General features: G+C 45.9%; 8 protein-coding genes. 2 read left to right on the plus strand and 6 right to left on the minus strand.

Going from position 1 to position 11,140, the window contains the following annotated elements:
* Window positions 1-10: 10 nt before the first annotated feature.
* Entirely contained in the window at window positions 11-2,848 is a 2,838-nt protein-coding gene (locus FFM80_RS13350; RefSeq protein ID WP_137641252.1) for a MucBP domain-containing protein, read from the minus strand.
* A 283-nt stretch (window positions 2,849-3,131) separates the two neighbouring features.
* Between FFM80_RS13350 and FFM80_RS13355 the strand changes: the two genes are divergently transcribed.
* Together FFM80_RS13355 and FFM80_RS13360 are read left to right on the plus strand one after the other, a co-directional pair.
* The gene (locus tag FFM80_RS13355; protein ID WP_137641253.1) at window positions 3,132-3,542 is read left to right on the plus strand and encodes a peptide deformylase; all 411 of its coding nucleotides are present in this window, start codon (window positions 3,132-3,134) and stop codon (window positions 3,540-3,542) included.
* A 43-nt stretch (window positions 3,543-3,585) separates the two neighbouring features.
* Complete coding sequence (locus FFM80_RS13360) at window positions 3,586-4,587, plus strand: FAD:protein FMN transferase (protein ID WP_137641254.1); 1,002 nt, start codon at window positions 3,586-3,588, stop codon at window positions 4,585-4,587.
* Between the two features lie 473 nt (window positions 4,588-5,060).
* On the opposite strand, the gene FFM80_RS13365 is transcribed toward FFM80_RS13360, so the two are convergent.
* From FFM80_RS13365 to FFM80_RS13385, 5 genes are all read right to left on the minus strand, one after another.
* On the minus strand, window positions 5,061-6,656 hold the full coding sequence (locus tag FFM80_RS13365) for a TIGR03766 family XrtG-associated glycosyltransferase (protein ID WP_137641255.1): 1,596 nt from the start codon (window positions 6,654-6,656) through the stop codon (window positions 5,061-5,063).
* Window positions 6,649-7,077 carry a 6-carboxytetrahydropterin synthase gene (locus FFM80_RS13370; RefSeq protein WP_137641256.1) on the minus strand — a complete coding sequence of 143 codons (429 nt, stop codon included), beginning with the start codon at window positions 7,075-7,077 and terminating at the stop codon, window positions 6,649-6,651. The genes FFM80_RS13365 and FFM80_RS13370 overlap by 8 nt, the downstream gene beginning before the upstream one ends.
* A 2-nt stretch (window positions 7,078-7,079) precedes the next feature.
* Window positions 7,080-8,435: a TIGR03111 family XrtG-associated glycosyltransferase gene (locus FFM80_RS13375; protein ID WP_137641258.1), complete on the minus strand. Its 1,356-nt coding sequence runs from the start codon at window positions 8,433-8,435 to the stop codon at window positions 7,080-7,082.
* Complete coding sequence (gene xrtG / locus FFM80_RS13380) at window positions 8,435-9,034, minus strand: exosortase family protein XrtG (RefSeq protein ID WP_137634882.1); 600 nt, start codon at window positions 9,032-9,034, stop codon at window positions 8,435-8,437. The genes FFM80_RS13375 and xrtG overlap by 1 nt, the downstream gene beginning before the upstream one ends.
* Window positions 9,035-9,233: 199 nt before the next feature.
* Window positions 9,234-10,511, minus strand: a complete 1,278-nt coding sequence (locus FFM80_RS13385) for a Firmicu-CTERM sorting domain-containing protein (protein ID WP_137641257.1) — start codon at window positions 10,509-10,511, stop codon at window positions 9,234-9,236.
* Window positions 10,512-11,140: the final 629 nt, after the last annotated feature.

Raw genomic sequence — 11,140 nt, forward strand, 5'->3', positions numbered from 1 at the left:
AGAAAACAGGTTACGGTTGACGCCGCATTCGCCAGACCACAAGTCCTAATCCCGCCAATAAACCAAGACCAAGAACAATCAGCCAACTAGACCGCTGTTCATTAGATTTTGGTAAGTGGCCAGTGCTGGCAGGCGCTTTGAGCACCTGAGCGGCAGCCGGCTTCATCGGCGTGACACTTGTATCTGCCGTGCCCGTGCTAGTCGTGGGCTTCGTTGACGCTCCTGGATTGATTGTATCGCCGGCGGAACCACTACTTTCCCCACCATCTGGATCCGTTGGGGCCGGCGTCTTCACTGCCTGATACCGATAAGTCACCGTTTGAGCAGTCGTTGTAAAAGTCCCTTTGGCCGTTCCAACCACATCATGGAATGTATAGCCTTTGATTTTAGCAGCGGTGGTGGTATACGCCGTCCCGACTGCACCGGCTAATACCGTGGCGGATTGTAACGTTTTACCATTCAAGTCAGTGTAAGTCACAGTCACTTTCCCTTGGTCAGCGGTAACCGCTGATTTAGCATAAACGTAAGTTACCGTCTGAGTAGCACTTGTATATTGACCAGTCGGCGTACCCGTCACTTTTTGATAGGTGTAACCCGCAATGGTCTTTAAGGTCGTTTGATAAGTCGTCCCAATCTTCCCAGTCAAGGTCACGGCAGCCGCGATCGCGTGACCCGTTGTATCCACATAGTGCACCTTAACTTGTCCAGTCGCGACCGGGGCCGTTACTGGTTGGTAAATATAGGTCACCGTTTGTAACGTTTCGGTATAGGTGCCCTTGGTAGGCCCGACCGTCTTGACCAACTCATAATTAGGCATCACTTTAGCAGTAGTCGTGAAGGCCGTCCCGAGCTTTCCGGTTAGCGTTGTCGGGGGTGCCAGCTGCTGCTTGTCTTGATCAACATATTGCACGAGTACCGACCCCTCGGTAGCTGGCGCTGTTGCTTTGGTATAGTGGTAACTAAACTGTTGCGCTGCCTGGGTATACGTGCCGCTAATCGTGGCGGTGTCCGGCTTCAACGTATAGCCCGCAATCGTTAACGGTGCCGATTCAAAGGATTCACCGACCGCCCCCGTTAAGGTCGTCGCTGGGGCAATCGCTTGACCATCGGCATCCAGATAATTAATCGTAACTGAACCGGTCGCCACCGCGATTGGCGTATAGGTATAAGTCACCGTTTGCGGTTGGTCTGTGACCGTGACGATGGGCTCACCGTCAACGGACTTGAAGACATAACCGTCAATAGATTGCGCCTTTGTTTGCAGCTGGTCGCCGATATTTCCTTTTAAGATTTCGTCGGCGGCCAGCTTTTGGCCCGCTTCATCCTGATGGCGTACCGTTACCGGCGCACCAGCAATCGGATCTTTGGCGTACGTGTAGACAACGGTTTGAGCCGCCTCACTTAAGGTCCCGCTCACGGGTCCGGTCACGTTCGCTAACGTATAGCCTTTAAATGACTTGGCCGTCGTCGCATACGGATCACCTACATTTCCAGTCAGCACGTCTGGTTCAGCCAGCGCCGTGCCGGTCTCATCTTGATAATGGACCGTCACCGGCTTGGCCGCGACAACGTCTTTAGTATAAACATACGTCACGGTCTGTTGCTCGGCCGTCAACGTACCTTTCGCATTAACTGGTAACTTCGTTTTATCTAAAGTATACCCAGCGATGGCCAATTGGTAATCATCGGTCGTGGTATCATAAGCATCATCCAAATTACCGGTAATCGTTCGACTATCGACAATTGACTGGCCAGTTTGATCCTCATAATTAACCGTGACCGGGGCCGCAATGTCAGCCGGATTATCCATCACATAGGTTGGCACCGTATTAAACGCCGCCATGGTCAGCCACGTTTGTCCTTGATGTTGTGTTATCATTCGGTCCAAAGCTGGTGCCTGATATTGCACTTTATTAATAGCAACAGTTGCTTCCGGATCCAATGTTGCTAGAGCAGTTAGCGGATAATCAGCACCAATCGCTTGATACGCATTATCTAGCATTGGTTTAATGATATGATCATGGACAAAATCGGAATCGAGAATTTCGATTAAAGTATCCATTTGTGACAATAACCCATCTTCACCGGAAATCATGTTAGTAAATTCATCCATAATCACCGCATATTCACGGTACTTAGCTGCATATTCCGCTTGAACAGCTGCGACTGTTGTCTGCCCCAATTCCAAACGAGCAAAGCGTCCTAGTAACCAAGCTTGAAAACCAGCCATCGTCGTTATGCCTGCCTCAACTTTGTCTGGATCAAGCTTATCAGGATCTTCGACATTGTCTAGATAAGCTTGATAAAGAAACGCGCCATACGTTTGTTGCCCATAAGTTGTTTTGACTAGCTCAATATCTTGCAAGTAGGGTTCGATTAATGCCACAATTTCGTCATCAATCATGACTTCATCATTAACAGTAAAATCCTTCCAAAAATCAGGATCAATCGCCTGGTTCAACGGTATCCACATATGTTGTGGCCAGAAAATATTATGCGGATACGTCACCCCGTTCTTCTGAACTTCCGTCATCATAAACTTCAAACCGGTAAACGCCGTCTGCGCTTGCGGGACTTTTTGTGGTTTTAATTTAAGCGGTTTCAAATTGCGGCTGGCTTTCAAGCGCGTCATCATCGTTGTATAGAGCTGCTTGACCGCAGCGACGTCAGCGGTCGTTGGCGTCTTAGCTGGCAATGTCGGTTGGGCGAATTGATCCGCCAACGTCGATTGGGCTTGCGCTTTAACCGTCATTAATCCCCAACTAGTCAAAAGCAATAGCAACATTAGTAATAGTTTACCCGGCTTATACACGTACGTAAATCGCCGGTGATGTGGTCTTTTTGTCATAGCTTACTCCTTTAATTAAATCGGTTATCTGTCTGAACCTATCAATTGAAGTCTACCATGGTTCATTTACCAGTCATAGTAAAGACACATGCCTAACGATTGCTGCTAATGCAGTTGCCCGCTTGGATACTAAAACACGGCTGCCTCGTTCCAGCCAATGCTGACCCAACTAACACCCAGCATATTGACTTATACTAACGACTAGTACTAACCTGTCCACTTGCAGTCCCGGTTCCATCACCGCTATAATAGACTTAAATTCCAATTAAACGAGGCCAACCTAATGATTAGATCTGTGATTCATGATCCTGCTGCCCTGAGTCAACCGGCTGTCGCGGCTACCGCGGCTGATGCCGGTATTGCCACTGATTTATTAGACACCCTAAAGGCGAACGCTGACCGCTGTGTAGGGATGGGCGCCAACATGATTGGCGCCAATAAAGCGATTATCGTTGTTCAAATGGGGCCATTTGCGATGGTCATGTTTAACCCTAAAATCACCCAGAAAAGTGGCCCTTACCAAACCAGCGAAGGCTGTCTATCACTACCAGGGGAACGGCCAACCACCCGCTACCAGAAAGTCACGGTCACGTTTCAAGACCGCCAGTTCAAGACACAGCAACAGACGTTTACCGACTTTACCGCTCAAATTATTCAACATGAGCTTGATCACTGCCACGGCATTCTGATTTAATCACCCGTTTGGCAACAGCACTATAGAGATAGGACTTGATAACATGACAACTTTAGATGATCACGAGCAACCAGCGATTCCCCAATTGGCGCAACAGCGTCGCCATATGGCTCACTACGGCTTAGGGACCGCCATTGACTTAACCCTTTTCGGTAGCGACACGGGGGACTATCTGACTCAGGCGACACACTTAATCGATCAATACGAAGACCGGTTGACCGTTAATCGCAGCCAGTCAGAAGTCATGGCCATTAACCACGCTGCCGGCCAGCATCCGGTTCAAGTTTCGGCCGCAACTTATTCGTTAGTTAAACAAGCCATCCAACTGAGCCAGCAACACTTTGGCTTCAATACATTAATCGGCCCATTAGTGAAACTTTGGCGTATCGGCTTTGACGACGCACAAGTGCCTACCCAAGCTGAGATTGATGCTCGTTTAAAGCTAGTCGACCCGTTCAGCGTTGAACTAGACGACCAATTATTCAGTGTCTACCTACAACATCCTGGTATGGAACTGGATCTCGGCGGCATCGCTAAAGGTTATATCGCGGATCGAATTCAAGATTACTGGGAAGCCTTTGGACAACGGGCCGGCATGATCAATTTAGGTGGTAACCTATTAATGGTCGGCAACTCCCCACTCCATCCTGATCAAAAATGGCGTGTCGGGATTCAGAATCCCTTATCCCCCCGTGGCAATGCGATTGCCAGCGTCAAGATTGGGCCGTGTTCTGCTGTCACTAGTGGCATCTACGAACGTCACTTGGATATCAATGGTAAATCTTATCATCATATCTTAGATTCCAAAACCGGCTATCCGCGTCAAAATGACTTATTAAGCGTGACAATTCTATCCAAACAATCCATCGATGGCGAAATTGAAACCACACGTCTATTCTTCGCCGGCCAGCCAGAAGCAAACTGGGGCATTGACCGTGATGACTTATACGGTGCAATTTTCGTCACCAAAGAAAAAAAGATTCAACTTGTCGGCTTAGATCGAGCAAACGTCACGCTGTTAGATCCAGACTACGAAATCATCTAACCCCACTAAAAATCCGTTGACTTCTAAATTTTAGAAATCAACGGATTTTTAGTTAGTATCAATTTTTCGCTCCGGTTGGCCTGGATTGATGCTGGAACGTGGTGGCCGCGTTTGCGAGCCAAAAAGCGGTCTCGCAAGCCGGGCTTTCACTAAGCCGGAAAACCATCGGCCAAGTGAAATTTCACCACTGAGCATCATCCAGTCCGCCCTGCGCTAATTAGCTTGATTATTGTTATTGAGACTCAGCCCAAATGGCCAGTTATTAGCCGGCACAAAGCGTTGATATGAGTCGTAGTGACCAGCCGGTTCGCCGTGTCGAGACACTTAGCGGGTGTTTTTGGCCCGGTTAGTGTCTGGGCCGACTTTTAAGACGTGGTCTGCGGCTTAAAAGCGCCCTGCAGACCGCTCTTTGGCTGCAGGTCTGCCCCACCGCGAACCGGCTGGTCAACGAAGACGGCCAATTAACAACCAGTCTAAGACGCTGACCCATGCTGCTCATCCGCGACGGCGGCCTCGTCGACACGTTCCTCGTACCAACCAAATAACCGGCCGACATTAATCATCACACGTTCAAACGAGAACGTTGCTAACAGCAGTAGACAAGGCAAATACTGAATCAGATACCGACTCCGACCGCCTTCAAATAACAACAAGAACATGAACCCGCCGACCATCGATAACCGTAAGATTTGAATCACCAGTCGTTGCGGGCCAAAACCCAGCGCGATAATTCCTAGCAAAACGATCCACCATAATTGGGCCGCAAACCGGAAATCCGCGATATGGCGACCATATAAGTAGATAAAGTTCTTCAGTTTATTACTGAGTCCGTGATTACTTGGCTTTTGGTTTTCACGGAAGAAATGCCCTTCCTTTAACCAACCAAAAGTCCCATCTGCCGTATTATTACGCTGCTTTTTGATCAAGAACATCAAATATCCGCCCGCCCCTAGCTGCTTCAAGCGGCGTTTTAACATCTTGACCGAATAGTCGGTCTTTTGTTGTTTCGTCGGTAAGACCGCCATCTGAATCGCTTGCTTATCACTATAGCCGCCTTCACCATAGACCCCCATCGCCATAAAATGAATGGCCGGGATCGACCGCGACTTATCCAACTTGATATACGTTTGATTTTGAATCTTATCATTCGTGACTTTATACGTCACCCCAGCGCCGTCTACAATCAACATCAACAGGGCGAACACGACAAACAGCGCTCGCTTAGTCACCGCTTGCGGCTGCCGAAAGACCGTTAAGATCTCCATAATCACGATCGCAATCACCGGAATAATGGATGACGGCTTCATAAAGTACGTCAAAGTCACACTAATGCCAAACCCCAGTGCCGCCGTCGCCCGCAACAAGATTGGCCAAGTCGTTTGCCGCATAATCAAGTAACAGAGGATGAAAAACGACACTAACGGTAACCCCCACGCATCGGTATACGGCATAATAATACTTGGAAACACCGCTAGCCAGCCGGCATGAATATACAACGCCGTGCCCAGGGCCAAGGGTTGGGCCACAAAGACACTTAATAAGTTAAAGAAAGCTGATAAATCCACAAAAAATAACGTCACATAATCAAAGAACTGCCATGACGTCTGCCCGGTAAGTTGTGATAACCAGTGCATGAACAGCATAATCGGCATGTTATTTTGATTTAAGCTGTAATACGATGTGACCCCGACTTCCTGCACGTGCTTGGCACTCGTGGCTGCATAATGCAGCATTCCGGCATCAAACCCACTGACCGGGTGCACGTAAGTGACAAAGATGAGTTGCCCAATAATGACAACTAGCAACAACAAACTTCCAGTCGCTAATTGATGGGTCACAAAGACCTTGACCAGCCACTCCCGAAACCAGGGATAGGCATAATTCATTACAGCCACGGCCACTATGCCAATCACAAGACTTGTTGTCAACATCGTCGTACTCGTCCCAAAGGTCGGATTATCACCTAAAATAATATTCGTTGAGGTCAACGCAAAAAAGAACATTAGGAAGAAAAGCACGCGCCAAAAGAAATTAATGACCGTTTGACTGAAATTATAAAATCTACGCATCTTTAGGAGCCTGTGCCGCCGGTTTAACCTGGGCTTCCGCCGCCGTTGGGAATTTTCGTTCCGTCACGTCAATACAAAATGACCGCGTTGGTGAATCACTGACTTCAATCCGCAATAACACCGCGTTATTTTGACGTAAAATACCATCGATCTGGTCAAATAAATACTCAGTCACATTTTCGACAGTGGGGTTAACGGTTTTAAATTCTGGCAGATCATTTAAATACTGACCAGACAGTGCCCCAATTGCTTTATTTAAAGATTTGCCAATATCAAAGAAGGAAACCATCCCTTCGAACACATGCAATTCACACACAATCTCCCAAGTATGGTTATGCTTCTTCCCAGTCCCCGACTCCCATCGAATCGCGTGACTAGCATTAACATATGATTTAATCTTATATGATCGTTGTTTTTGCATGCTCATTTTCCTTTCCTATCTTGACGTCGCTGTTCCTTAACCGTATTAATATCATCCTGCACCACGGCCTTAATCCGATGCAGTTCTTCGGGCAATCCCCGCATCTTCCACGAGGCTTTAGTCGTCATCGCATTAATAATCCCGACCAACCGAATCCATGAACACATAAACATGTAAGTAGGTAAGGTCAACGTCACCCACCAAAGCTTCAAGTAAAAGTGCTGCTCATCCGGATACTGTCGCAATAAAATGCCGACACTGATAAAATTGATTACCGCCACAAAAACATATAAAACATAAATTAACAAATACGACAGTAATAGGATCACCGACGAATATCCAAAGGCAATCAACACAATACTTGCAAACGTCCAAATCATCCGCGGAAATGTAAACGTATGATCAATCATCATCCGTCGTACTAAAAAGTTCTTAAAAAACCGCTTTAGATTCGCCGTTTGTGCCATATAGTTGGACGTAACTTCTAGTTCACCACGCTGCCAACGCTGTCGTTGGGTATAGAGTTCCGAAAAGCCTGAGATGGGCTCCACGTAAAAGATGGCATCGGCACAAATCATGACTTTCTTCCCCAGACGAGTCCGAATCTGAAACGTCATATCCGTATCCTCGCCAATCGTATCAATGTCGTACAAGAACGTATCCATTAAGACTTCCCGCCGAAACGCGGAGAACGCCCCCGACATCGTAAACAATTGATCTCGAAACGACTCCATTGTCCGCCCCGAAAGAAACGCTTGGGCATACTCATAATATTCATTCTTAGCCAGAATCCGATGCCACCAGCCTTTGATGCCACTGACTAGTTGCCGTTTTGGCAAGATGGCCCCGGTCATAGCCGCAATATCGAGATCATTCTCAAACCGTAAGACCATATTTTCGACCGCATGCGGTTCTAGTACCCCATCGCTATCAATATTGATCACATAGGTGCCAATACTTTCATAGATCGCTGTATTGAGGGCTTTAGCTTTACCCTTATCAGTATTAACATAGCGTAAAATCAACTCTGGAAACGTGTTTTGCGCGCGCGCATACGCGCCAAAACTATCATCCGTACTTTGGTTATTCGCTAAGATAATTTGCATCGCATCTTTAGGATAGGTTTGATTATTGATCGATTCAATGCACGCAAACAAGGTATCTTCCGAGTTATAGACCAGCACGATAATCGACACCCACGGCCATTTGCCAGGCGGCGTTAATTTCGGTTGGTGCAGATGCAACCGCATCAACTTAATGGTCGAAATGATGGCTGGGATAATTTCAACCACAATCGGAATTAAAGCCCATGTAATCCAAAAGCCCATTCTGGTCAGGGCTAAATTAAGCCAGTACATCACAGTTTCTCATGCCTCCAATCAACAAACTCGCGATAAATGCCTCGCGCCAATTGAGAATAAGTAAAGACATTGTAGTAGAGCGCAATAATCAGCACATAAAACACGAGACGGCCAATGACCGAATGTGCCAAAAAGAACGTCTGACCGCCGCCAAAGTGGACAATCACGACCACGATGCAGAGTCGTAACACATTAATCGCATAAATATAGATTAAGCCAAAGAGTGCATAGAATACCTTCTCCTTGCGCTCATACGTTGGAAAAAAGCTGACCAACGCCACAAACGCACAAGTTTCAATGATTCCTGAGCATTCATAATCAATTGACATAATAACGGGATTGGCCCCATTTGTAATGTACACCAATCCCGTTTTAAACATAATCGTACTCCAATTCGTAATGTCACTAAATAATGCCACGCCATGAATGACCGCATGGGTAAAGAACCAAACCCAATAGGGGCGGCTCAAAGCACTTAAAATGAAGAAGAGTCCTGCACTGCCCACAATAAAGGTGAACGCTGATAGCCGAGCTCGTTTGAGAACTGAGAGGGCATACAACCATCCGACCGTTCCCAATAGGATATTTACGTCCATGAACATCCGTCCTATTTAATTTCAATTAGCCACTACGCTTGATTGATACTAGTTAGATCAAGTTGCCACTCTGGTTGGCCCAGCGTTAATTATTGTTATTTACGATCTAAAAGCAGCGTCTTCAAAACCGCAACAATTTTAACCAGTACCAAGCGTAACCACTATCGTTACTTAACTAACAATCCAGCTGAATGGCCTATTATTTTCCGCTAATATGATCAGACGGCCGTTTCAAAAGGCCCCGCTTGCGTAAGCGCCAGTAACCAAAACCAACAATCACAACACCGACTCCGGAAATCAACCATGGACCGGTTGACCCACCGGCTACGGTCACTTTTTCATTCCCGATATTGGGGTTATACATCGTAATCGTTTGCCCAGTCATTGAGGACACCTTGAGCTTACCTAAGTTAACTTTAAATTCAGCGATACTATGACTGCCATCTTGGGCGACATAGCCAGTCCCAACGGTACCGTACTGATGGCCTTCGTTGTAGTCCCCACCAGTAAATGAAACGGCTTTGACGTCACCATTGTTTTGGCTGCTTGGAATGTTATCTGACCAAACATAAATCTTTTTACCGCCGATATCGAAGTTGTAATCCCCATAACCAGGCACTTGACCATACTTCATCTTGACATAAACGTAGACGTAATCACCGTCACTGACCATCGCTGTGTAACCGTTATAGCCTTCCGTGAGGGTAACGTGTTCCCAGTCTTTAAACTTGCCATCAATCACAATGTTTAAGTTATCATTCGTATTATTCGCATTAGGATCTTTGGTGGTGCTAGCTTTCGAATTAGAATCAGCCTTGTCACTCACCACACCAGCTGCTTTGTTAGAGCTAGCGGCACTACTGGTGGAACTACTGCTGGCCGCACTACTGGTCGTATCATGATGACCATGCTTGTTACCCATCGACGTCACTTTAGTTGTGGCGGCATCATTGCCAATATTCGGATTCTTCATGGCAACGTTACTACCGACCGTGGTTCCGTTAAGGCCGAGTGCCTTCAGATTGATGGTGAATTCCGCATAATTGTGCTTACCATCGTTAGCCACATAGCCAGTCCCGACTTCACCATATTGATCGCCTTCATTATATTCACCAGCTTTGACAGTAATAGCCTTAGTCTTCCCTGAGCCAACTGCCGTATCGCTTAACCAAACATAGTAGGTCTTGCCATCAATTACAAAGTTATAGTCACCGGTCATCGGAATGTTGCCATTCTTCATCTTGACGTAGGTGGCCACATAGCGACCATTATCCATCAAAGCCGTATAACCGTTGTAACCTTCTGTTAACTTGGCACCAGACCAATCTGAAAACTGACCATCAATTGTAATCGCGGAACTGGTACTATTCGCGTTGGATGACGCAGCTGTAGCCGTGGTTGAACCACTAATTGAGCCTAAACCAGTCAAGCCTAAGACAACCGCACCCAAGAGCATTATCTTTCGTAATCTCATCATGCTAGCTTCCCCTCCAAAATCAAGAAACTTTCTAATACCGAACCTCATCTGACTTCATTATAACGCCATTTTCAACGAATAAATTATATTATGGTTATACTATGCCACGACTAAAATGATTAAACAAGGTAACAATTGACTTGTAAATGCGTGGATTAACCATATGTTTTGAGGGTTGAACGTAATCTAACTTAATAACTAAATTCTCAGAACATAGTTATGCATCAGTACATTCAAAAAAGCTCACTACTACTTTTTGTGTTTAACTATTTTTGGCAACAATTAGATAATCCATGCAATAGAAAATTTTAATTTTAACAATTCCCAAGGGTTTTACTACATATTACTGCCACAATTCACAAAAAAATTAACAGTCTTTCAGTTAAAGACAAATTAGCTACCTTCAAGTTGTCAAACGCTTTCAGTACTTGTACAGTTTTCGAGAATAATCTAGCTTAAATATAGAGCAGTTGAACTATTTTAATAATTCTTATGTTAAAATTATATAATAAAAAAGGAGTGCATGAAGTTATGTTATCAATTATTTTAATCCCTCGATTTAAAATTGAAGTGCAACACCTGCTCTACTAGACCAGTTCTTTATTCAGACTAGTCAAAAAGGCCATGAA

This window comes from Lactiplantibacillus dongliensis, assembly GCF_005405105.1.
Taxonomy (GTDB): domain Bacteria; phylum Bacillota; class Bacilli; order Lactobacillales; family Lactobacillaceae; genus Lactiplantibacillus; species Lactiplantibacillus dongliensis.

Coding starts and splice junctions, on each gene's coding strand:
- FFM80_RS13350 (WP_137641252.1), bottom strand. CDS start 2,848: ATGACAAAAAGACCACATCACCGGCGATTTACGTACGTGTATAAGCCG.
- FFM80_RS13355 (WP_137641253.1), top strand. CDS start 3,132: ATGATTAGATCTGTGATTCATGATCCTGCTGCCCTGAGTCAACCGGCT.
- FFM80_RS13360 (WP_137641254.1), top strand. CDS start 3,586: ATGACAACTTTAGATGATCACGAGCAACCAGCGATTCCCCAATTGGCG.
- FFM80_RS13365 (WP_137641255.1), bottom strand. CDS start 6,656: ATGCGTAGATTTTATAATTTCAGTCAAACGGTCATTAATTTCTTTTGG.
- FFM80_RS13370 (WP_137641256.1), bottom strand. CDS start 7,077: ATGCAAAAACAACGATCATATAAGATTAAATCATATGTTAATGCTAGT.
- FFM80_RS13375 (WP_137641258.1), bottom strand. CDS start 8,435: ATGTACTGGCTTAATTTAGCCCTGACCAGAATGGGCTTTTGGATTACA.
- xrtG (WP_137634882.1), bottom strand. CDS start 9,034: ATGGACGTAAATATCCTATTGGGAACGGTCGGATGGTTGTATGCCCTC.
- FFM80_RS13385 (WP_137641257.1), bottom strand. CDS start 10,511: ATGATGAGATTACGAAAGATAATGCTCTTGGGTGCGGTTGTCTTAGGC.